Here is a 25,731-nt window from a genome sequence, read left to right on the forward strand (position 1 = left end):
GTTCAATGAATTAGTGGGCTTGGAAAGGGTGTCAATTTGGAAATATCTCAAAGAATCATATCTTTGTTTATCCCTTCCTCGAAAAGCTGCACGCATTTATCTCCATTTCTTACTGGAAGCCTCATTTAATCACAACTATTTGACTTATTGAATTAGGCCAAACTTAATCTGTATGTTAAGAAAACTACTGTGCGCCTTTTTGGGGCTGTTCCTTCTTGTATCCTCATCCAACGCCCAAGCTGGTGCTCTAGACCCTGCCGATCCGGACATGGTCTTTACCTCCACCAACCAACCAGCGCTTCCAGCCTGGAATACCATCGCAAAATGGGGTCATACGAACCGGCTTTCCTGGGCCAATAAAACACCGTTCCAATATGGGTACAAGTGTTATTATTATAACGGGATGGTGTTCCGTATCAAATTTCCCAAATCATATCAGCATAATGTTGCCGATGGGAAGAAATACCCCATGCTTATGTTCTTACATGGATTGGGGGAGAAAGGTACGTTGTATGATAACGAGTATCAGCTTCTGCACGGCGGTTCCATTCACGCAGATAATGTGAACAACGGAAACTTTGATGGATTTCTTTTCTATCCACAGAATACAACCGGATTTTATACCGATGGGAATTTCATCAACATGACACAGTTGATCGATTCCTTTGTAAAATATATCAAACTCGATATTGACCGTATTGTGGTTTCAGGTCTTTCTGCCGGCGGCCAGGCTACCTGGGGTTTTACTGCGCAGTATCCGAAACTGGTGAGTGCAGCAATGCCGATCTCTGCAGCTTCACTGGGGTATATTCAGAATATGCCCAACCACATCACTGTTCCTTTCTGGCTTTCCAATGGAGGAACCGATGCGGCACCTGCCCCATATACTGTTAACGAGGTTATCACAGCCTACAATAATTTAGGGGGTTACCTTCGACAGTTCTTTTATCCAACACTTGGCCACGGGGTGTGGAATACTTATTGGAATGAGCCTGAATATTTTCCTTCCCTGAGTGTATTTCATAAAGCCAATCCGCTTGTTTACTTTGGCCGTACAGAATTTTGTCCTGGCGATCCGATCAGTGTGCGTATGGGTCTTCAGGCTGGATTTTTTGCCTATGAGTGGAGAAAGAATGGAGTAACTATTTCAGGTGCTACTGCCAGTGAATACACAGCTACCAGTTTTGGCACTTATTCAGCCAGGTTCAAAAGAACCTCAACCGGTGCCTGGTCTGAATGGTCTCCCGCACCCATTGTAGTTCAGGAAAAAACAGCAACTGTAACACCTCCCATCAGTATTGATGGCATGCGTTCTAATGTATTACCAGCGCCTGATGGCAGTACCACGGTACCGCTTTCTGTGCCCACCGGCTATACATCCTACGAGTGGCGCAGAGTGAGCGATAACGCATTGATGGGCTCCACCAATGTAATCAATGCGGGACCGGGTTCTTACCGGGTACGTGTTACTGAACAGTTTGGTTGCAGCAGCAGTTTCTCACCTGATTATGTGGTGATCAGCGCATCGGGTTCAAACCTTCCTGATGCCGCTTCCAACCCAACAGCCATGGCCGTGTCGAATTCCTCACTGCGCCTTGACTGGAGTGAAAACCCCAACCCGGTTAACAATGAGACAGGGTATGAAATATATCGGTCAACCACATCAGGCGGACCTTATACCCTGATCACTATTACCGGCCAGAATGTACTAACCTATACAGACCTGGGTCTTACCCCGGCCGCAAAATACTACTACCTGATCCGTGCCATCAATGGAAACGGAGCAGGTGCGAACAGCCCTGAATTTAGTGGCACCACTCAATCGGATTCACAGATTCCTACTGCACCAACCAGTTTGGCTGTAGTTGGAACCTCGCGTTCTTCTGTTTCTCTTTCATGGGTGGCTGCTACTGATGATGTGGGCATCGATAAGTACGATATCTATATTAACGGTAATAAAGCTTATACAACCAGCGGAACATCTTTCACGGTCAATGGACTTGAACAACAGACCGCCTACGGGTTCTCTGTTCGTGCCCGTGATTTCTCGGGAAATATTTCAGCGCCAAGTAACCAGGTGAATGCTACAACGATTATCTCCGGCTTCTCCTTTAAATATGTTGAAGGCACCTGGAATAACCTGCCCAATTTTACAACGACAACCCCTGTGAAGACGGGGTATACCAATTCATTTGATATTGTTTCGGAAAGATTGGTACCAGACGGATATGGTTTCCTCTGGGAAGGGGTAATCAATATCCCAACCTCAGGTACCTATAATTTCCGCACCAACTCAGATGATGGTAGCCGCTTGTGGTTAGGCGCACGCAACACTACTACCAGTCCTTATTCATTCTCTGGTACATCCACCGTGAACAATGATGGAGTACATGGTGCTCAAAATGCTACGTCCAGCAACCTGAACCTGACGGCAGGAACTTATCCCATAGCTGTAGCCTTTTTTGACCGCAGCAGTGGTGAGTCGCTGACAGTTAGCTGGAGGACTCCAGCAACCGGAACATCGTATGTAACCATTCCGCTGACACAGTTCACAGAGAACTTCACAGCTCCCGGAGGCAGCCCGGCCAATCCTTCTAACCTGGTTGCGACCTCTGCCAGCTATAATAAGATCAATCTTTCCTGGACCGATAACAGCAATAACGAAACTGGTTTTGAGATCTGGAGAAGCACAGAATCTGAATCTGGATTTACCACGGTCGGTTTTGCCGCAGCAAATACTACCAGTTTTGTAGATAGCTTCTCGCTGGCTCCTTCCACCCGCTATTATTACCGTCTTCGTGCCGTAGGTAGCGCAGGTGTTTCCTCCTTTATCCCGCTCAATTCAGCACAGGCCAATTGGAAATTCAATGGCAATTATGATGATGCAACTGGAAATGGAAGAACAGTTACACCAAATAATACACCCACCTTTAACAGCGCCGATAAGCAGGAGGGCAGCCATGCTGTGGAAATGAACGGTTCTACCCAGGACCTGACGGTTACCACTGCTTCGGGTGATTATATCCGTGGTGGTTACAATGCCAAAACGGTTGCATTTTGGATGAAAGCGGATGTGACCAGCTCCAACCGCGGTGTATTCGATCTGGGAGGTAATGATGATGGTTTGGCCATGTATATCAACGCTAACCAATTGATTGCCGGTATCGCCAGCAATAATACACGCCGCAGTCTGACAACCCCCTACAATAACACCGGTTGGAATCATATAGCGCTCGTATATAGCGGATCGACCCTGCGTTTATATGTAAACGGAACCAACGTTGCTTCCAATACCAGTCTCGGCTTTACTTCGCTGGGAACTACTACGGATGCTTCCATGATCGGTGATGATAATGGAACCAATGCACTCAACACAGGCTTTGGCCAGTTTGATGGTAAGCTGGATAACTTCATGATCTTTGGAAAGGAATTAAGTGCCTCGGAGATTGTGGACCTGATGAATAATGTCTATGATTATTCTACAGCTGTTACCGCAGCCCTTCCGGCCATTCCAGGAGCCCCCACTTCGCTCAATGCCTCAGGTATCAGTGCGGGTAATATTCAACTGAGCTGGAATGACAATAGCAATAACGAAACCGAATTTGAAATATTCCGGAGTGTAGGTGATAACAGCAACTATCGCTTGCTGGCCACACGTACCTCTAATGCAGGTGCAACGGCCACCTATGTGGACGAAGGCCTGTTTAGCAACGTACTTTACTTCTATCAGGTTCGTGCCAAAGGTGTAGGTGGACTCAGTGCTTTCTCCAATGAAGCCAGCAGCCGCACCCTGAACACAATTCCTGTCATTAATTCGATATCGAATTTTACGATCCGGTATGATGTACCGTATGTATTGAACCTGAGCGCCACTGATGGTGACGGAGAAAACCTGACACTTGATCCAGGTACACTACCTTCCTTTGCCACCTTTGCATCAACAGGGAATGGCACAGGCACCATTACGTTCAATGCGAATATCAGTCACCTGGGAAGCTATCCTGTCCGTGTCATCGTTACCGATGTACAGGGAGGAAAGGATACTACCGATTTTGTAGTGACGGTAAATAGTAATTATGTCCCCACGATCAACAATGTATCAAACCTTACGCTGGATGAAGGTGGGGTACAGGTAGTAAACCTGACAGCGAATGACCAGGATGGCACTGCCGGATTGGTTTGGGATGGCACTGGCTTACCTGCCTTTGTTCAACTTAACGATCTGGGTAATGGACAGGCTACGCTGACCTTGACCCCGGGTTATGCCGCAGCCGGAGCGTATACCATTGGCTTGAAAGTGAATGATGGAAATGGTGGAAGTGGTACAAACTCTTTTGTTGTGACCGTAAATGATAAAGATCCCGGAGGCGCGGTTTATTATGTCAATATGTTGAATCCGGGCTTCCAGGCAGCTGTAAGTCCATGGAATAATGTGAGCAGTACAGCTACAGTAGCCCTGGCCAATGAGGCTGGTCAAACCGGACCTGTAACCTTCTCCATACTCGATGCACCCTGGAACAGTTGGTATGAAGGCGCTACCACGGGAAATAACAGTGGTATCCTGCCGGATGATGTAATCCGTGATTATTACTTCTTTGGCATCTTTGGTGCACCTGAGACCGTTCAGTTCCGTTTAGCGGGTCTGCCTGCAGGCTATAAATATAACCTGCGTCTGATGGCAAGTAGCCGTTGGACAGGTGTAGCGGATAACGGAAGCACAGTATTTACAATCGGTGCTGAATCGCATACACTAAATACACAAAACAATAATCAGAACCTGGCCGTATTTACAGGGCTGACTGCGGACGCAAATGGCTACATTACTGTGACCATGAGCAAGGCTCCCGGTGCTCCTGTTGGTTACCTGAATGGATTTATTCTGGAGCAGGTATTTGATGATGGCACAAGCCCTGTACTGCCTACTGGTCTTTCTGCACAGAACCTGCCTGATGGAACAGTTGGTATACAGTGGACAGATGTTGCTTATAATGAAACCCGCTATGAGGTTTATCGCTCTACTTCAGAGAATGGTGTGTACACACTGCTGAACCCCGGAGCCGATAATGCCAACACTACATCATATGTGGATGCTACTGTATTGAGCAGCGCAACCTACTATTATAAGATCGCGGCCGTGAATGCCTACGGCACTTCGAACCAGACCAATGCTGTAAGCGTGACCACAGGGAATAAAGCACCCGTGTTTGCTGTAGTGGCCAATCAATTTGTTAAATCCGGAAACAGCAGCGTGCTCAACCTGACCGCTTCCGATGATGCTGGTGATGTATTGACGATGACGGTGACCAATCTGCCTTCCTTTGCTTCATATACAAGTACGGGTAATGGCACCGGTACCATCAACATCAATCCGGGTACTGATGACCTCGGAATCTATAAAGGTGTGAAAGTAACCGTGTCCGATAACTTTGGAGCATCGGTAGAACGCGTATTTGATATCAGTGTGACCGATAATGGTACTCGTTCCTGGTACCTCAATGTTGTAGGTACCAAGGGAACCGCAGAAGGCCAGCAGCCCTGGAATGAATTGGGTGGCTTCCCCTTCAGTGACCTCACCCTTTCAAACCTGAAAGATGATAATGATGCCACCACATCGGTTGGTTTCCGCCTGGTGCAAAACTGGAGCGAAGGTTGGAATGGTGGTATGGTAACCGGAAACAACAGTGGGGTATTTAACGACAATGTGTTGAAATCTTCGATCTATGAAGAGTCAACTTCACCCCGTAATTTCCAACTGACCGGTTTGAATTCGGCCAAACGGTACAACGTAGCTATCCTGAGTTCCAATAACTCTGGTTTCAATACCCAGGCTACCTGGACCTCAGGCAGCCAAAGCAAAACCTTTAGCGCTGCCCACAATAGCGACAAGTTGATCCAATTGAACGGATTGACCCCTGATGCAAATGGCACCATCCAGGTTACCATGACCAAAGCTGCCGCGGCCCGTTTTGCGTTCTTTAATGCACTGGTACTGGAGGAATATGATGCCTCCACCACACCGGTTCGCCCGCTGCGCTTGTTTACAGAAACAGAAGGTCAGCGTGTAAGGTTGGTATGGTCAGACCGTAGCTACAACGAAACCGGGTTCCAGATCTGGCGTAGTGTATCAGGTGGTAGCTTTAGTCTGCTTACTACCGTGGGCGCTAACGTGGAAAATTATACCGATAATTCTGTATCTACCAACCGTCGTTACCAATACCGTGTGCGCGCCATCAATGGGGCCACCAACAGTGGGTATAGTAATACGGCCAATGCCATGATCGCAGAGCGTATCGTATATGTGAACTTTACAGGTAACCAAACACAGGGCAGCCCCTGGAACAATACCACGATCGCTCCGTTCAAAGATCAGATCCAGGCAAATCTCCTGAACAGTCAGAACATCAATACAGGTATCAATCTTGAAGTGACCCAGAATTTTGGTGGAACCTTTGATGTTGGTACAACCACAGGTACAGACTACCCCGATAATGTGATGTTGACCAGCTGGTGGGTGGAAGGACGTGGAGATGAAACAGGTATCTTCAAACTGAAGAACCTCAATCAGGCCAAACACTACCGCATAGGTATTACCGGTAGCTCAGCCTGGGAAGGTGATTTCAGCGGAATCTATACCATCAATGGTACTCACCGCTACCTGAATACACACCTGAACGAGAACAAAGCAGTTTACTTTGAGCACGTGGTACCCAACGAGAACGGAGAGATCACACTCAGTATGACGGGAGAATCCTTTGCTAACTGGGCCTTTATCGGTGGATTGATCATTGAGTCCTATGATGATGATGGTCTGAGCGGCGAAGCGGTGATCAGCAATGGCCTCCAGGGTGAAACCGGGTATGTTGCTCCGGATGGAGACGGCGACGCTCTTGCAGCCCGTAGCACCCCAGCGAATACAGCCCCTGAGGCCGTAATCCTGAAAGGGGTCAGAATATCGCCCAATCCATTCATCGATGAGCTCAACCTCCAGATCAACCTGGAATCCGAAGCTTCGCATTTGTCGGTCCTGATGGTGGATTTGAGTGGTAAACGGGTGTACCGCAAGGAATTGGGTAAAACGTCGGCCGGGCCTCAATTGATCCGGATTGGGGCAGGAGGTGAGTTGTCCAGTTTGAAAACAGGTGTTTACATCCTTAATATCAATAATAACGGGCAATCCATCCAGACCTTTAAATTGCTAAAAAACAGATAAGGCCCTTACCACATATTATTTTCACAGTTTTTATATCCGGTATTTAGAAATACCGGATATTTTTTAGATTTTTGTTGAAAATCAAAAAGTTATTTCGCGTTATGGACCTGTTGTACCTGTTTCGCGTGCTGCTTAAGCGTAAATGGCTGATCCTGATCTTATCCTTTCTGGCTGCTGTCGCTACCTTTTTTCTGGTATTAAATCAAAAAGACAGCTACCAATCGGTGGCCCAGTATTCCACTGGTTTTACCGAAGAAAAGATCCGATTGGCTGATGGGACCACTGCTGTGGATCTTTTTACCGCAGACTCAAAATTCAATAATGTGATCGAGACCTTCCGGTCTCCACGGGTAATCGGTATGCTCTCATACCGCTTATTGATCCATGACCTGGAGAATCCCTCCCGCGCTTTTCGAACGATCAAAGACCAGGAAAAAAAACAGGCTCTCGAACAAAAATTAAAGAGTGATTCACTGGTAAAAGTGATCCGGAAAAAAATATCCCGCTCCGAACAGATCAGTCCGACCAATGAAGCTGATAAGGATACCTACGAGTACCTGAAAGTGTACGGATACGATTACAAAAGCCTGAATGAAAGATTGTCGATCAACCGGGTTGCCCGGACCGACTACCTGAATATTGTTTTCTCTTCTGAACATGCGGAACTTTCCGCCTTTGTGGTAAATACGCTGGGTAGCGAGTTCCTGAACTATTACCAGAACCTGAGTTCCGAGCGTACCCAGACCTCGGCCACCAATATCCAATCCCTCATTAATCAACAGCAATTAAGAATTGATTCGCTCAATTTTCTTCTCCGGGGCCAGAAAGTTAAGCAAGGGGCCATTGACCCGGTAACCATGAGCAAAACTGCCATGGAAACGGTTACCGGTCTTGAGTCTGACCTGGCCACTTCTACCGCGGAGTACAACCAGCATAAATTTCTATACGAAACTTATCAGAAACAGTTGGACGAAATGTTGAAATTGAGTGGGGGCGGTTCAAACTCTCAAACCATCATCAACCTCAAAAATCGTAGGGATAACCTGGCTGCTGCCAATTCCAAACTCACGATTCCTGATCCGGAGACAACCCGGGAGATCGCTGACCTGGACAACCAGATCCGGATCCTTTCCAGTTCTTCGTCCGGGAATTCTGCTAAATCAAAAGAGCGGATACAAGACCTGCAGAACAAGGTGAGTGAGGAAAGGGCCCTGATGGAAGGAGCCGAGTCCACTGTTAAAATCCTAAATACAAGGATAAATTATTATAACGGCAAAAGTAATATCAGCCCGGGAAGCATTGTTGATATCAACGCGTTAGAGAAGCAATTGGAGATCGAGTCCGATCAGCTGGCTACTTTGCGTGAAAGATATAATCAGGCCGAGGGTCTTGTGCGTGATGATCCCACCTCTAATTTTAAGCAGACCCTGGTAGGCCAACCAGCCGTTGAACCAGTGCCAAAGAATAAATTACTTAAAACAGGTTTGGCAGGAGCGGTTACCATGTCCTTGTTGGCCCTGCTGATCATCTTCACCGAACTTTTTGATTCCAGAGCGAAAACACCCAGTCAGTTTCAGAAGCAATTACCCGGTCGCCTGCTTGGTGTAGTAAATGCCATAAGTCTGAAAAAGGTGTTTTTGGATGAATTGATGTCGCAGGATTTTGATGCCGGCAAAAACCGGAAAGAGTATCTGTTTAAAAATTACATTCGGAAATTAAGGCATGAGGTACTCCAGTCGGGCAAAAAGATCATTTTGATTACCAGCACCCAGGTGGGAACCGGTAAGTCCACACTGGCCCAGGTTTTGGCCTATAGTTACCTCCAGAGTAAGAAGAAAGTATTGTTGTTGGATATGAATTTTAACCACAACACACTGACCGAGACCTTTCATCCGGCCAATAATATCACGGATCTTGACCTGGATAATAAGTTACCGGCATCGGAACTGGTCAGGACCCTGGTATGCGCCACTTCATCAGAGAACCTGTATGCCATTGGGTGTAATCAATCATCCGCCACACCTTCTGAAACGATCAACCTGGAGAAGTTCGGGCATTTATTGCATTATCTCCGGGAAGAGTTTGATGTGGTATTAGTGGAGGGCCCTTCCCTGAATGAAAGAGCCGACACACAGGAACTGATTGGGATATGTGAAGGGATCATTACGGTCTTTTCAGCCGATCATGCCATTGGTTCTACCGACCTTAAATCATTCAGGATACTCTCCGGGGTAGGGGACAAGAACCTGGGAGCAGTATTAAACAAGGTGCAAACCGAGAACATCAATTTCTAATTATTAACCCACCCATGAAAAGTGCGTCGAACCGATATGGATGGACGGATTATGCCAAGGGGATAGCCATCCTGTTGGTTCTGTACCGGCATGTTTTTGAAGGGATCAAGAACGCTGGTATGGATGTGGGTCCGTTTCTTTACCTGGAACACGCCAATATCGCCTTCTTTAGTTTCCGGATGCCGCTGTTTTTCATCATTGCCGGAATATTTATTTCTAAAAGTCTTGCCAAACGAGGCCTGCTTTCCTTTGTGGAATCAAAGATGAAGACCATCCTGTATGTATATCTTATCTGGACGGTCCTTCAGATCACGATGCAGATAATCTTATCCCAGTATGTGAATGCGAACCGGGGCTGGATGGATTATCTCTACATTTTTTACGCGCCCCGGTACCTCGATCAGTTCTGGTATCTCCATACGCTTTTCTTTGTGCTGATTCTCTACGCTTTTGTAAAAGAGAAGTTGAAGGTCACCATGCCCGTTCAAATAGCCATCGGTCTGGCGCTTTTCTTTATGTCCGGGTATTTTTACCGTACCGGCATCCAATTGTATTTTATCAATGATATTTTTCACCATTATATTTTCATGGCGACCGGTGATCTGGTGAGCAAATTCTTTTTTAAGCCCGATACATTTAAGAAATTAGGTCGTTGGTGGGTGCTATTGGCAACACTTCCTTTTTTTGTGCTGGCGCAGTATTTCTTTCTCAAGATCAACATTGCCCATATCGATATCGATAAGGGCTATCAATATATCGAGTTTTTTATTCCCTGGCTTTATTTACTGATCGCCTATACAGGATGTTTTTTTGTGATCGTCGTTTGTTTCCTTTTACAGAATTTGAACTGGCTCCCTTCGTTAAGGGCCTTTGGGCAGTACTCCCTTTATATTTATGCCTCCCATGTATTTGCCACCTCCTTTGTGCGGATCATGCTGGTGCGTTTTCTGGGGGTGGATTATATCCCGCTTATTTTGGCGGCAGGTATCCTGGCGGGAGCGGCTGTACCGGTGTGGCTGTACCGGATTTCGCCAAGGATAGGCATGCGTTGGTTGTTTGTGTGGCCTGAGAAACGGGAGGGAAAATTGATTTCCATGAAAGGTTTTGAAACGAAAAAAGTTGAATAATCTGCATAATTAAATTTATATGAAGTACAGAAACCCCCAGACCCGTTTTAAGTTAAAGATCGGCCCTTCTGAAAAGGTGCTCGAAGTGGGTGGAGGTCATAATCCGCACCCCCGGTCGAATATGGTCGTTGACAAATTCACCGATACCAATTACCACCGTAGTGCTGATATCAAGGTGTTAAAAGACCAGCAATTCATGGAAGCCGATGGGGAAAACCTGCCCTTTAAGGACAAGGAATATGATTATGTGATCTGTTGCCATGTACTTGAACATGTAGAGAACCCGGCCCGTTTTCTTCAGGAGCAATTCAGGGTGGCCAAAAGAGGCTACCTCGAAACGCCTTCTTTTATTGGTGAATACCTTTGTCCAAAGGAATCACACAAGTGGATCCTGCTGGAGAAAGATCATAAGTTATACCTCGTTGACAAAAAGAAGCTGGGCTTTCAGAATAATATTGATATGGGGGAACTGTTTCAACACTATTTTCCCAAGAACAGTCTAGCCTTCAAAATATTTGAACGTACCCACCCTAATATGATGACCGTTCGTATTGAATGGGAAGGTTCTTTTGAATATGTGATCGATCCGAGTGAGGAGGAGATCATGAAGTATTTTGGCAAGACATGGCCTTATGAATGGGGAGATGCTTTCTTTGAGAAGAGGTCACGCTGGTCAGATATGATGGCTTGTGTCAGGGCTTTCTTTGATATCCTTTATACTGTTTATTTGAAGAAAAGGGCCTGATTCCCGTACCCAATCACCCACATTGAAACGCCTTAAACAATCATATTGGATCTATTCCGGCTTTTTTACCGGCTTACAAAAGGTATCGGTACCTCTGTTCAGTATCGTTTATACAATTGTATTGGCCCATCGGCTTCCGAAAGTGGAGATGGGAGAGTGGTCGATCTTTTTGATCCTTTCCTCCTTTGTGGAAATGACCAGGGCCGGGTTGATCCGCAGCGCGGTGATCCGTTTTCTGAATGAAAAAAGACCTGAACAGGAAGAGAAGGATATTATTTCTGCAGCGTTGATCTGGAATATCATTATCACGCTGCTGGTCGGGCTATTATTGGTCATTTTTCACCGATCTATCGCCAGTGTTTTCAATTCCGTTTATTTTTCCAAGATCGTATGGATATTCTTTGCCGGCCTGATCCTGTTGATCCCTTTTTCACATATCGAGTGGATATTGATCGCGCGTTTAAGGTTCAATACGGTCTTTTGGGGGTATTTTATCCGTCAGTTCTTTGTGTTGCTCTCGATCCTAATATACAATCAGTTTACTGATCAGTTATCCCTTCCGGTATTGGCCATTTTATATTCCTCCGGGATTCTTTTTGGTTTGTTTTATTTTTTGATAAAGACAAAGGGTTATCTCATCCTGCATTTCAGTCAGCAGGTTTGGCGATGGGCCAAGGATATCTTCTCATTTGGTAAATATGTATTTGGAACCGTAGGGTCCATGTTATTCTTTCGTAGTTCTCCTCCCTTCCTGATCACTTCCTATTATGGGACCAGCCTGCTTGGGGGACAAAATATAGCCGACCGGATCACGAATTTTCTGGATATGCCCAGTCAGATCATGGCCGACCTGGTTTTTCCCAAGAATGCCCTGTTGAGTACCGAAGGTGATGCGGGCCGGATCAAGTACCTTTATGAAAAGGCCGTGGGCGTGGCTTTGGCGGTGGGTATTATCCCTTTACTGGTGCTGATCATTTTTTCTAAACAAGTTCTTTTTGTTTTTGGCGGGGCCAAATATTTCGATACCATACCCTACCTGCGTATTGTTTTACTATCTACCCTGTTCATGCCCTTTTTGAAACAATGTGGAATCACACTGGATTCAACCGGTAAACCCCGATTGAACTTTTTTATGAATCTTGGTGTCGCCGTGGTGAATATGATCCTCTGCTTTTTGCTTATCCCACCTTATGGATTGATCGGTGCGGCCATAGCCGTGGTCAGCAGTATGGCGATTGCAATGATTTTCATTCAGTACATCCTGCGGAAACATTATGGGATCAATGTGTGGAACAGTTTCCGGTATGGACTTGAATTCTATGTCACAGCCTGGGGCTTTGTGACAAAATATATTTTTAAAAGAAAACAAATTTCAAACAATGAGTGATCCCATACAGGACCAAGGTGGAAGAAATGACAGCCTGGCCGAGATCATTTCTTTATTGTTTGTGGCCATTGTCATGATCTATCTATTCTTAAAAATATTGTTCTTCTGATCCATGAACCTTTTTCGGGACATATCCACTGAAGTTGCCGGAAAGCGTAATAAGATCTTCCTGGTGTTCATGGCCCTGGTGACCGTGTTGGTGGCATTCCTGTTTTCCGAAGGGTTGGAATCCTTTGCAGTTTTGCTGGTGGTAGGGGGGATTGGCAGTTTTGTGGCCTGGATGTGTTTGGTAAAGACCTATTACGCGTTCTATGTATTGATCTTTATTTCATTCTTTGCCTTTTTTCCAGACCGGCTTTTGGGTACCAGTTTACCCGTAAGTACCGGAATTGAGGTATTGCTCCTGCTGCATTTTGTAGGCACCCTGATCCAATACGGAATGCGCGAAGGGGGCGGGCTGTTAAAAACACCCATTTCGGTCATCCTGATCATCTTCTTTTTCTTCTTATTGGTTCAGTTTTTTAACCCGGATGCCGGTCAAAATGGAGGCTGGTTGTTTTTTATGCGTCGTTATACCGGGTTTATGCTGATCTATATCATTTCCTACCGGATCATCAATACCCGGGAGAAACTCAAGTATTATATCAAATTTTGGGTGGTTATGTCCATGCTGGCCGCCCTCTATGGTTGTTACCAGCAGTTCTTTGGGCTCATGCCCTTTGAAATGCGGGACCTGCTCAGTAAACCCGAGGAGTTTGGACTATATATGCAAGGAGGGCTGCTCCGGAAATTTTCATTTCTATCTGATCCGGTCACTTTTGGGGTGCTCTGTGGTTCCATGTCCATCCTGACGCTCATTTTTGCGTTACGTCCCCAGCCCCGGAGGAAAAAGGCCTTGCTATTTTTGGCCACCTTTATTTTTGCCATGGGCATGTCCTTTTCCGGCACACGTACCACTACCATTATGATACCTGCAGGGGTGGCCCTTTATAGCCTGATGACGATAACAAACCGTCGGACCCTGATTCTGGTTTTTTCGTTTATTATGTTGGTTCTCTTTATCTTATATGCACCCATATCCAACCCGGTAATCGACCGGATCCGTTCTACCTTTTATGCCTCGAATGATGCCTCCCTTAATGTGAGGGATATCAACCGACGATATATTCAGCCTTATATTCATGAACATCCGATCGGTGGCGGGCTGATGACCACTGGTACGCCAGGAATTCTCATGAACCCCGATCACCCGCTGGCGGGGTTTCCACCAGACAGCGGCTTTCTGCTTTCTGCCCTGGAGATCGGGTGGCTGGGATTTTTGATATACATCCTGATGAATTTCTTTATAATTTACCAGGGAATTCATTTTTACTTTCGTATTCGGGACCCGGAAATGCGGGTGTACCTGATCGGGCTGGTCTGTGCCCTTTTCCCTATCCTGATCACTCAGTTTTCACAGGTCACGGTGGGGCAGATGCCAAGTGTCATTTTCATCTATTCGGTAATGGCCCTGTTCACCCGGATGCGTGAATTTGGCGAAGCCGCCGATAAAGAAACTAAAGAAGAAACCGTTCAAAACGATCACACATTTAACCAAACAATATGAGACCTTTCCTTTTAACCCTGGCCATTTTAGTAAATAGCCTTCTGTTTGCCCAGGATTTGAAAATAAATGCGGCACAGGACCAGCGACGTGATTCCCTGACCAAGGCATTACTGATCCGGTATGCCATGGATAATCCCTCTCTGCGGGCGGCTTCAGCCAGGGTGGAAACAGCCGAATATAATTTAAAGACCGCCAAGGTGGCCTGGCTTGACGCCGTGGCGATCTCGGGAAATATCAATGAGTTTGTGGTAAATGATAATCCAAACGCCAATTTCTTTCCTAAATATAACCTGGGTATCACCTTGCCCTTTAGCATTTTCGGGAAACAATCTAACATCAAAAAGGCGGCAGCTGCACAGGTGGACATGAATGTCGCCCTGAAACAGGATGAGGAGCGCCGGGTTGTAAAGGATGTGCTGACCCGCTATGCTGTTTACCAGGAAAAGAAAGATGTATATGAATTTCAGAAAAGGATCAGTTCTGAATTGCTGGGGGCCTACCAGAAGGTAAAAGAAGATTATGCCGAGGGAGTTGTTACTGAACTTGAGGATGTAAATAAGGCCTTTCAGGCGTATATAAATCAACAGATCGAAGAGCGGACGGCCAAAAAAGACTATGAAGTTTCCATCATTGATCTGGAAGCCGTGACCGGAGTGCCGATGGCTACCGTTCTTTCTACCGTAATGACCATAATGGAGAGCACGCCCAATTAATGATTATTTGTAAAGCCGCCCACCGTGCCTAAAAAACAAAGTATCTTCTTCCCGAACCTGGATGGATTGAGGTTCATTTGCTTTCTGATGGTCTTTCTCTTCCACAGTTACAAGACCCTTTTTGCCAATGTACCCGGTGCTGATTCGACCGTTGGTTTTCTGTTTCAGCACGGAGAGTTAGGGGTGAATTTCTTCTTTGTTTTAAGTGGGTTTCTCATCACTTTTCTGCTGATCCGGGAACGCGAGTTCACCGGGACCATCCATATCGGGAACTTCTATCTCCGCCGGATTCTGCGGATATGGCCCCTGTTCTACCTTTGTGTATTCATTGGATTTGTGATCTGGCCCTATCTAAAGAATTTTATGGGTGATGCGGTGGATGAGACCTCCAATCCTTTATACTACCTCCTGCTTATTAATAATTTTGATTATATCCATCAGCAGTCGATCAGTACCCAGCTCTTTCCCGACGCCCTTATCCTGATTGTACTTTGGTCGGTAGCGGTGGAGGAGCAGTTCTACCTCAGCTGGCCGGTACTGCTCCGGTTTATTGGAAAATCCCTTTACCCGATCCTTTTCATAGCCATAATTGCCTTCACGCTCTGGTTCCGGTGGAGATTCGCTTTTGCGCCTGAAGAGGACCTCCATGCCCGTGCAGTGCTGAAATTTCATACCCTGGCCGTGATAGGGGATATGGCCGTAGGTGCGCTAATGGCTTATAATTGCTCCAGGGAAGGCTGGCTCTACCGTTGGGTAAAAAGGATGCCCCGGTACCAAATGGTCCTTCTCTATGGTGCCGTTTTGGCCATCCTTCTTTTCCATCATATCCTTTTTCCGGAAGGCCTTATGATGGTGCCGGAACGACTGATCATCGCCATTATTTTTGGCCTGGTGATCCTGGAACAGAACTATGCTGAAAAATCTTTTTACAAGTTCTCTTCGTTTACCCGTATCAGTAAACTAGGTACCTACACTTACGGACTGTATTGTTACCATTTTTTAGTGATCAGTCTGATGAGTAAATTCTTTTCCAAATTAGGATGGGACGATAGTAGTTTTGCGCATGCGACCATCTATAGTTTACTATCACTTGCCTTTGTAATTATACTCTCCATCGTTAGTTATCGCTTCTTCGAAAAGCCTTTTTTAAAGTTAAAAGACCGTTTCGCATTTATTGTGAAATAAGCAGTATAAATAATTGATTTTTATATTATTGTAATAATACTTGATAAAGATCAATTCCACCTGTTCGGGGTATACGCTTAAGCAGTCTTGAGCAGTTTCCATTTCTTTTTCCCACTTTTCTAAAAATAATGTGAATAAGCAAAAACTGGATTGGTTTTTGGTTTATCTGCAAAGGAAAATTTACAGTCAGTTTTTTTGAAATGTGGAAAGGATAGTGAATAAAATTTCACTCGTAGAAATACGAAAAATATCAAGTGCTTTTAACTTTAAAATCAATAAAATTTAATCAACCTTGCAAACGTTAAGGTCATGTACCTAAAGACGGAATCCAATACCAGAGTTAAGGCAAAATCCAAAAGAGTAAAACCCTATGAAACCAATTTTCCGTTATCTCTTTCTGTTTAGTTTGATAATAGGACCCGGCAGGCAGGCATACGCGCAGTATGGATTGTTTGACAGTACAACGGTCAATATCAGCGTGAGCGGAGTCTACCCACTAGATGCACTTATTTATAAACCTTCTGATCTGGCCACAGCTCCTTCGAACAAGCGATGGCCACTTATCATCTTCCTTCACGGGGTAGGGGAAGCAGGCACAAATTTATCCAGTCTCCTCGGCACCGGATTACCCAAGAAGATCAATCAGGGACAACGTCCCATTCTGAAGTATGTGAACTTTGGTGGTTATACTACCGAGGCTTTTGTCATTTGCCCACAGAATGGTTCCTTTAGTTTGGATCCCAACAGGCTGCCTCCCTTGTTAAGGGATATGACCAGCCGTTTCCGGATCGACAGTTCCAGGATCTATCTGACCGGGTTGAGTGCAGGAGGAAATATCCTGGGCATGTTGGGTGGTTACTCCACTGCAGCCACGGATACCGCCATGAACAAATACATTTCGGCACAGTTTGCCCGTTCTCCCCACAATGGGAGCATGGTGCTGGATAGTGCCCACCGGGTTGGTCAACGCTGGAAAACTCCCACAGCTTTAATCTGTGGTGCAGTAAATGATGGTGGTACCGAAAACGCCTTCCGTCAGTTTTGTATCGATCTGCAGAACCGCCTTGACAACTATTACACAAATTCCTTTTATGAAGCTGTTGCCGGTTGGGGCCATAACAACTTTGATGTGACCTACGATACCGCCCGCCGGTATCCTTCGCTGGGCAATAGGAACTTCTATGAATGGTTGGCTCAATATACCAACACCTACGCTACTTCCTATAACGGGAATACCGGGAATAACCCGCCAACGGCTACGGCTGTGGCAGATAAAACCGTTTCCCTTCAAACCAGTTCCTTTACCATTTCAGGTTCAGGGGTAGATACAGATGGGAGCATAACTACTTACAACTGGACTAAAGTATCAGGTGGAACGGCCAATATCATCAATCCAGGAAGTCCAACTTCCACCGTCACCGGTTTTCAGGAAGGGACATATAAGTTTCGGTTAACGGTAACCGATAATGCCGGGGGCACCCATTTTGATGACATGTTGGTGCATGTGGTGGATAGTGGGCTATATAACACGTCCAATACGGATGCCTATACCTGCTCCAATGCCTTTCGGATCGTAGTGCTCGGTTCTTCCACTGCGCAAGGCGCAGGCTCGGTACCTTATTATGACAGTGCCTGGGCCGGGAAGTTCAGAACGTATATCCGTAGTAAGAATCCATCCATGGAATTGATCAACCTCGCTAACTCGGGGTATACATCTTATCATATCCTGCGTCCTACAGGCTATACTGCTCCTTCAGGTCGTCCAGCCGTGGATACAGCAAAAAATATTACCAAGGCCCTTAGCCTCAATCCGGATGCCATCATCATTAATCTGGCGTCCAATGATGCATACAATGGCTATACACTGGCCGAACAACAGGCCAATTTTGAGGCGACCATGGCTCTTGCCAATGCCGCCAATGTGCCTGTATGGGTTACCACCTCTCAGCCCCGGACAAGCATGATCGGGTCCAATATTCCTTTGTTGACCGCCTTTCGTGACTGGGTTTATACCCGGTTTGGAAGTAAGGCCATTAATTTTTGGGATGTTGTGAGCAATCTGGATAGTACCACCATCAATCCGATCTATTCGGCTGGTGATGGCATTCATATCAATAATTTAGGTCACCACGTATTGTATAAAAAAGTGGTGGAAGAACATATTCTGGACTCTTTATGTAACCGACTGAATGCTCCGGCTGCGAATATCGCTCCGGTGGCCAGCGCAGGGGCCAATCAAACTATCACCCTGCCGATCAGTGTGGTTACCCTTACGGGATCCGGAACGGATGCTGATGGAAGCATTGCTTCTTATAGCTGGACGAAAGTTTCCGGTGGCCCGGCCGTGATCGTCAGTGTTGGTTCAGCCGTTACCCTGGTTACCGGATTAACAGCGGGGACCTATGTGTTCCGTCTCACCGTAACTGATGATGACAATGCCACTGCTACAGCCAATGTTACTGTACAGGTGAACAATGCAGCTACTACAACTACTACTGCACCTACGGCCAATGCAGGTTTGGACCAAACCCTGGTGCTCCCTCAAAACTTTACCACCTTGTACGGTGGATGGCCTTCTTTTAGCAAAAAATCAGCTAACGGAGGACCGATCACCCAATGGAACTGGAGACAGATCTCCGGGCCCAACACCGCGATCTTAAGCAAATACGAAGAAAGAAACGTTTCGATATCTGCGGTTGACTCCGCTATCTTCCTCAAGGGACTAGCCCTTGGTACCTATGATTTTGAATTATCCATTACGGATAGTGCCGGTGGAACGGATAAGGATACCGTGCGGGTAACAGTGCAAAACTGTAACTATAACGCCACGCCCAAATCGATCACGATTTCCGCGGGTGTATATTGGCCCAAGGATGCAGCCGCCAATCACAATATCAGACCCGGTGATACCATCAAACTGAACGCGTCCACGATCAATGCCAATACCATTGACATCACGCTGGGAGGTTTTAATGGTTGCCAGGGACAGCCCGTTGTCATCATGCCGATCAATGGACAGGTGAATATGGGATACCTGCGTATAGCCAATCCAGGTGATGGCGCTGGTAATATCAAGGTGAGCTATCTCCACATCGATGGTAGCGGTGTTCCCAGCCAGAAATATGGTATACGCATGAAAGGGCTTGTGGTAGGAACTGCAGACCATGTGGAAGTAAATAATGTATCTATTACAAATTCCAACCAGATTGGTATTGCAACCGCAATTGCTGATAACGTGAACCTGGAAAGGTTATTCCCTGTTTTCTATCAGCGTGGACTTTATATTCACGATAACTATGTAGCCAACCATGCCAATGAGGGTATGTATATTGGAAGCACCAGTTACGGACCGGGTGGTTGGAACTATGGAAACCCCATTCAGGCACGGGGTGACAGTGTGTATGTTTACAACAATATCATTGAAAACACCGGATGGGATGCCATGCAGGTAGGTTCCTGTGGTTATTCTGAAATATTCAATAATTACACGAATGTATCGGGTACCTCAAATGTGGGTGGTCAGGTCAGTGGTATCAATATCGGTTCAGGTACTTACGGAAAAATGTATAACAACGTGATCCGTAAAGCAGCCGGGCAGGGTAGTGTGATCGCCGGATATGACAGCATTAAAGTGTATAATAACTACTTTGACAGCTGTTCTTATCTCAACACAACTGCCACCAATTTCCCCACGATCCTTTATTCATTTGGTAGCCATCACCAACCCGAGGCTGTTAACGCCCAACGACTGGTGATCACCAATAACTACTTCCGTAATCCCTACAATGCTGTTCGCGCCATTCAGATCACAGACTATAATAATCTGGCTGATCCTGGTCGCGTGGATTCCAACAAAGTATGTATGCCCAATCTGGGTTCGGTAAACCTCAGCAGTTTCATCTTTGTCAATGACAACCCGGGTAGTACAGCCATTGGAAATACAGCGGTTTGTACCTGGACTATACCTACTTTGCCTTTGGCACCGGTTTGCGGACCAACACTTGCAGATCCTTTACGCCAAAATTGTGGCAATACAGCCCCCAATCAGGCTCCCGTTGCGAATGCAGGAGCAAACCTGACCATTACCTTACCGGTGAATACCGTAACCCTGAATGGTAATGGTACCGATCCCGATGGGGTAGTTCAGGTGTATGCATGGAGAAAACTCACTGGCTCTACAGCCACTATAGTCAACCCTGCCTCTGCTCAAACTGCCGTGAATAGTCTGGTACAAGGTGTATATACGTTTGAGCTGACAGTAACCGACAACGGCGGACTTACTGATACGGATACCGTACAGGTAACAGTCAATGCGGCAGCTAACCAGGCTCCTGTTGCCAATGCCGGCCCCGATCGTACCATGACATTACCCACCAACAGCACAACGCTGAGTGGTTCGGGTACGGATCCGGATGGTTCTATCAGTGCTTATTTGTGGACCAAACTTACAGGCCCCACAACTTATACGCTTTCTTCAACCACGGTGGCGGTTCCAAACCTAACCAACCTGATTGAAGGTGTTTATACTTTCCAATTAAGAGTGACAGATAATGGCGGGCTGACCGATTTAGATACAGTCCAGGTAACCGTTTATGCCTCGATTCCTTCCAACCAGGTCCCGGTAGCCAATGCAGGTCCGGATAGAACGATTACCCTGCCAACCAGCAATACCACGCTGAATGGCTCGGGTACAGATACCGACGGTTCGATCAGCAGTTACCTATGGAGTAAATTGACTGGTCCCAATACCTATACCATTGTTTCACCCGCCAGTGCTGTTACGAATTTGTCGGGATTGGTTCAAGGAGTATATACGTTTGAAATAACAGTTATTGATAATGGAGGTTTGAGTGATAAGGATACCGTACAGGTAACCGTGAATGCAGCGCCTAACCAGGCACCTACTGCCAATGCGGGTCCTGACAGGAATATCACTTTGCCTACTAATAATACTACCCTGAATGGTTCAGGTACTGATCCGGACGGATCCATTGCTACCTACCAGTGGAGCAAGATTGCCGGACCTGGATCCTTTACCATTAACTCACCGGCAAGTGCGGTGACCAACATTACCAATCTGGTTCAGGGCATCTATCGCTTTGAATTGCGGGTGACCGATAATGGTGGATTAACCGACAGGGACACTGTTCAGGTAACCGTGAATGCTGCTGTAACTCCGACCAATCAGGCTCCCGTAGCCAATGCCGGAAACAACTTAACCATCACCCTGCCGATCCATTATTCTACTCTGACCGGTTCAGGTACAGATGCCGATGGTACCATTGCCGCCTATGCATGGAGAAAAATATCCGGACCTAACGAATACACCATTGTTAATGCATCCAGTGCAGTAACGGATGTGAACAGCATGGTGGCCGGGATATACCAGTATGAATTACGCGTAACGGATAACCAGGGTGCCTTTGGGTATGATACGGTTTCTGTAACGGTACTCGGTAACCCGAATACCAGACCCGGATTCCTGGAGTTCAAAGTCTACCCGAACCCTGCCACCGGCAATACAGCCAACCTGTATATGGCCTTTGACAGTACAGGTGAGAAGTATACGATCTGTGTATATTCAATGGTGGGCAAACGGGTATTCCAAAGCGAAACCCTGACAACCGTTCAGACGGGTGTCATCTACCCGCTGGATATTTCACGGTTAAGGAAAGGGGTGTATATCGTTCGACTTGTATTTGCTGATGAACGTCGAATATTTACCCGCTTCATCAAACAATAGAAATAGTAATTTCTTTGATACCCTAAAAGAGGCGCTGAAATTCAGCGCCTCTTTTTATTTTGGGAGGAGGATTATATCTGCCTAACTTCTAAAGGGTTTGTAAGACGGGTGGGTGGCCAGTTGCAACATGGGGCGATCGCCTTTGGAATCTCCATAGGCGAAAATTTCCTTGTATTCATCAAGGTTAAATTGTTCTTTTATACGAACCACTTTCTGATCCCCGTTGCAGTTTTTCCCTTCCAATTTTCCGGTAATGCGCTGGCCTTCTTCCGACAAAAGGCTTGAGATCAACCTTATTCCCATCTTCTCTGTCCAGGGATTGACCCATTGAAAAGCAGATGCCGAAACGATGACCACTTCATGGCCTTTATCCTGGTGCTCCTGCAAACGAGTAAGGGCAGCAGGTCTGATTAAGCCCGGGATCTTCTTCTCCCCAAAGGAATGACACAGTTCCTGAAAGTCGGAGGAAGAAAGCCCACCAAAAAAATGGCCAAGCAATCTTTCCTTTCCGGTTTGTGCATCTACCAATCCGGTTTTTACCGCGGTTAGGAGGGGAGACAGCCAACACATGCCTTTATAATACTGAAAGGGGCCTTTGCTGAAGCGTATCAACTCCAGCATGGTATCATGGGTAGTGATGGTACCATCGAAATCAAAAAAGGCAATTGTTTTCGTCACAATTTCTTCTTTTTGAACATGGATTCAGGAACAAGTTTGATGATCAGCATGATCCATTTCCAGAACCATTTCACATAGAGCACATTTTTTTTCTTCCGAATGGCCAGGAAAACCTTGTCAGCCACCTGATGGGGTTGTGCGGTTAGTAATCCTGGCAGGGCCAGTTCGGCTGTCATTTTTGTATTGACAAATCCAGGCAGTACGGTTAACACATGTACCTGGTGGTGGTATAGGTAATTTCTCAATCCGCTGAGATAGGCTGTAAAACCGGCTTTGGCGGATCCATAAATAAAATTGCTCTGGCGGCCTCTTTCCCCGGCAACGGAACTGATTCCGGCAATGACCCCTTTCTTCATTTTGGCATAATCCTGAGCAATGATATTAAGAATGGATACCGCGCCTGAATAATTCGTATGCAGGGTTCTTTCGGTTAAGCTCCAATCTGTCAAAGCCTTTTCATTATCGGTCATATACCCAAAGACGCAAACGGAAACATCCGGTTTTGCGGGCAGGCCTGCGTAAAAGGCGGCATGTTCATTGGGTTGCATCGCATCAAATCGGTGTGTCGATACAGGAACCTGAAAACGAATCGAAATATCTGATCGGGCAGGTTCCAGTTGATCCGTATTCCGGGCTGCTAACTGAATAGCGTATCCTTCCCTGGCAAAGCGGTGGGCGATGGCCAGTCCGATATCTGAGGTAGCACCCAGGATGAGGACGGTTTGCATATGGTCGGTTTAGTTGGTGGTGATTTGTAAACGGTCGGATTGAATGGAACGGAATTTCTGTTCGGGATCATATTGACGCAGGATGCCGACAAATTCATCAAAGCGATCATAACCCTGGCGAAGCGTTTCGGGTTTCATGCGGGCATCTTTGGATAAATAAAGCCTGCCTCCACATTCCAAAACGATCTTGTCCATTTCATCCAGGAATTCGAAAAGTCCTTTGCGAACGGGGAAATCCAGGGCCAGGGTGTATCCCTTTGTGGGGAAGGAAATGAGATCGTCCTGATCGCCAAAGACCTTTAGTACGGCCAGGAAGGAACCCCATCCACGTTTGCTGATCTCGGATAGAATACGTTCTAATCCATCACGTCGCTCCATGGGGAGAACAAACTGGTATTGAATGAACCCCTTTTTACCATACCCTCTGTTCCAGTGCAGTATGGCATCGAGAGGATAAAAAAATGGTTCGTAGGAAACGATATTGTTAAGCTCCCGTTTGGTGTTTTTATTATAATAAAGAAAATTGAAAAGCTTTACCGTGATCGTATTCAACACCCAGGAAGGCAGATTGAAAGGGAAGGTCAGTTGTTTCTTTTTTGGAAGAGCCAGGGGATCATTTTTCCGTTTGTCTTTCAGCTCGTCCAGTTTGGTGTGCTCACCGAGTATGAGTATACTCCGGCCAAATGCCTTTCCTTTTTTCAGGCAATCGATCCAGGCCACTGAATAGGTATAGTGGGCATATTGATCAAACAACTCCAGTACATCGGTCAGGTTTTTGGCCTTTACTTGTTTTTGCGTGATATAGGAAGTTTCGATCTTTTTAAGTTTGAATTTAACCCGGGTAATAACACCGGTAAGCCCCATACCCCCGCAGGTCGCTTCAAACAGATCGGGGTATTTTTCGCGGGAGCAGGTGACCAAACCCAGTTTGGCCGTATAGATATCCATTTCTACAACGTGGCGGGATATAGCGCCATCCACATGGTGGTTTTTTCCATGAACATCACTGGCAACGCCACCTCCGATGGTGATGAACTTGGTGCCGGGTGTTACAGGCAGGAACCAGCCTTTGGGAACAATAATCTCCAGGATCTTGTCCAGGGTCAGACCAGCCTCGCAATCGAGGATACCGGCTGTTGTATCAAAGGACAATACTTTTTCGAGCTTTGTACACGTAATCGTGTTCTGGGCCAGGGAGGCGTCGCCATAGCAGCGACCATTACCCCGCGGAATGATATGGGTTCTGTTTTCAAGGAGGCCGGGCAGGTCTTCTTTCCAGCTAAAACTTTGATCATCGCTCGCAACCACCGGGTAATTTCCCCAATTAGCGATATTCTTTTTCATCGTATTTTGAAAGGTAGTTTATCAACGTACAAAATGACAAAAAAACTGGCTACCCATAGAAGTAATGTCAATTGGATGAATCGGTCTCTATACAGGATCTTCGTTGGTGATCCTGAATCGGCTTTTACAAAGATAATCTGTAAATACCGCATGATACCTGCCAACATGAAAATACAGGTATAATACAAGCGGTAATTATTATCAAATTGCTCGTAATTCTTCTTTACCTCGTCCGACATGGTGTACATGAAATAGGCTACAATGATCACAGAGCAGATAAGGGCGATCAATACATTCAGGAACTCCAGGTTATAGCCTTTGATGGCTTTCCGCATATCGGTGCCGGATTGAAGTTTCAACAACACATCATCCCGCCTTTTTCCAACGGCCATAAACAGGGCCAGCAGGAACACCATGATATTAAGCCATTCGGTAATGGGAATCCCCGATAATACAGATCCACCTTTGATACGCAAAACAAAACCCACGGCAACGATCATGATATCCAGTATAGGTATCGTTTTCAATCCAAAGCTATAAGCCAGGTTCATCAGAAAGTAGATCGCCAGCACCAATACGAATTTCTCACGGGCAAAATAGGCGATGGTAAAGCCGGCGATAAGCAGCATCACCAGAATAGCGATGGCTACAGGTTTACTTACCGAACCAGAGGCCAGAGGTCGCTTTGATTTGGTAGGGTGCTTGCGGTCATCTTCTATATCCCGGTAATCATTAATTATATAAATCGCGCTGGCCACGAAACAGAAACTGAAGAATCCAGGCAAAACCGCCAGGATCTTGTCCAGGTCAAATATGGCCTGAGCAAAAAACAGGGGTACAAACAGGAAGAGATTCTTGGCCCAGTCCTTTGGCCTCAATAACTTAATAAATTCCAATTCATTATAATTTGAGCCGCCAAATTAATAAGGAAAACCCAAAGTAGGAAGCAGATGCCCCTGAATAATCCAATG

13 protein-coding genes are annotated in these 25,731 nt (G+C 46.2%); 9 read left to right on the top strand and 4 right to left on the bottom strand.

The window, feature by feature from the left end; all coding sequences use genetic code 11:
- The first annotated feature begins 172 nt into the window (after nt 1-172).
- The 9 genes from J0M30_09575 to J0M30_09615 all read left to right on the top strand — a co-directional run bounded on the left by J0M30_09575 (nt 173) and on the right by J0M30_09615 (nt 22,010).
- On the top strand, nt 173-7,210 hold the full coding sequence (locus tag J0M30_09575; GenBank protein ID MBN8667738.1) for a fibronectin type III domain-containing protein: 7,038 nt from the start codon (nt 173-175) through the stop codon (nt 7,208-7,210).
- A gap of 101 nt (nt 7,211-7,311) precedes the next feature.
- Nucleotides 7,312-9,504: a hypothetical protein gene (locus tag J0M30_09580; GenBank protein MBN8667739.1), complete on the top strand. Its 2,193-nt coding sequence runs from the start codon at nt 7,312-7,314 to the stop codon at nt 9,502-9,504.
- A gap of 14 nt (nt 9,505-9,518) precedes the next feature.
- Nucleotides 9,519-10,631 carry an acyltransferase gene (locus tag J0M30_09585; GenBank protein MBN8667740.1) on the top strand — a complete coding sequence of 371 codons (1,113 nt, stop codon included), beginning with the start codon at nt 9,519-9,521 and terminating at the stop codon, nt 10,629-10,631.
- Nucleotides 10,632-10,650: 19 nt separating this feature from the next.
- Nucleotides 10,651-11,376, top strand: coding sequence for a methyltransferase domain-containing protein (locus tag J0M30_09590; protein ID MBN8667741.1), 726 nt, complete (start codon nt 10,651-10,653; stop codon nt 11,374-11,376).
- A 22-nt stretch (nt 11,377-11,398) separates the two neighbouring features.
- Nucleotides 11,399-12,763 carry a polysaccharide biosynthesis C-terminal domain-containing protein gene (locus J0M30_09595; protein MBN8667742.1) on the top strand — a complete coding sequence of 455 codons (1,365 nt, stop codon included), beginning with the start codon at nt 11,399-11,401 and terminating at the stop codon, nt 12,761-12,763.
- Nucleotides 12,764-12,875: 112 nt separating this feature from the next.
- On the top strand, nt 12,876-14,369 hold the full coding sequence (locus J0M30_09600) for an O-antigen ligase family protein (GenBank protein MBN8667743.1): 1,494 nt from the start codon (nt 12,876-12,878) through the stop codon (nt 14,367-14,369).
- Complete coding sequence (locus tag J0M30_09605; protein ID MBN8667744.1) at nt 14,366-15,082, top strand: TolC family protein; 717 nt, start codon at nt 14,366-14,368, stop codon at nt 15,080-15,082. Before J0M30_09600 ends, J0M30_09605 begins: the two co-directional genes overlap by 4 nt.
- Nucleotides 15,083-15,106: 24 nt before the next feature.
- On the top strand, nt 15,107-16,267 hold the full coding sequence (locus J0M30_09610) for an acyltransferase (GenBank protein ID MBN8667745.1): 1,161 nt from the start codon (nt 15,107-15,109) through the stop codon (nt 16,265-16,267).
- Between the two features lie 370 nt (nt 16,268-16,637).
- Nucleotides 16,638-22,010, top strand: coding sequence for a T9SS type A sorting domain-containing protein (locus J0M30_09615; protein MBN8667746.1), 5,373 nt, complete (start codon nt 16,638-16,640; stop codon nt 22,008-22,010).
- An 81-nt stretch (nt 22,011-22,091) separates the two neighbouring features.
- On the opposite strand, the gene J0M30_09620 is transcribed toward J0M30_09615, so the two are convergent.
- The 4 genes from J0M30_09620 to J0M30_09635 are packed head-to-tail and all read right to left on the bottom strand — an operon-like array spanning nt 22,092 to nt 25,656.
- Complete coding sequence (locus J0M30_09620) at nt 22,092-22,688, bottom strand: HAD family hydrolase (GenBank protein ID MBN8667747.1); 597 nt, start codon at nt 22,686-22,688, stop codon at nt 22,092-22,094.
- A complete protein-coding gene (locus tag J0M30_09625; GenBank protein ID MBN8667748.1) occupies nt 22,685-23,416 on the bottom strand; it encodes an SDR family oxidoreductase in 732 nt (243 codons plus the stop codon). The genes J0M30_09620 and J0M30_09625 overlap by 4 nt, the downstream gene beginning before the upstream one ends.
- Before the next feature lie 9 nt (nt 23,417-23,425).
- Nucleotides 23,426-24,760: an FAD-binding oxidoreductase gene (locus J0M30_09630; GenBank protein MBN8667749.1), complete on the bottom strand. Its 1,335-nt coding sequence runs from the start codon at nt 24,758-24,760 to the stop codon at nt 23,426-23,428.
- Nucleotides 24,757-25,656 (bottom strand): decaprenyl-phosphate phosphoribosyltransferase, encoded by a 900-nt coding sequence (locus tag J0M30_09635; GenBank protein ID MBN8667750.1) that lies wholly within the window; start codon nt 25,654-25,656, stop codon nt 24,757-24,759. Before J0M30_09635 ends, J0M30_09630 begins: the two co-directional genes overlap by 4 nt.
- Between the last annotated feature and the right edge of the window lie 75 nt (nt 25,657-25,731).

The organism is Chitinophagales bacterium (assembly GCA_017303415.1).
Classification (GTDB): domain Bacteria; phylum Bacteroidota; class Bacteroidia; order Chitinophagales; family Chitinophagaceae; genus SpSt-398.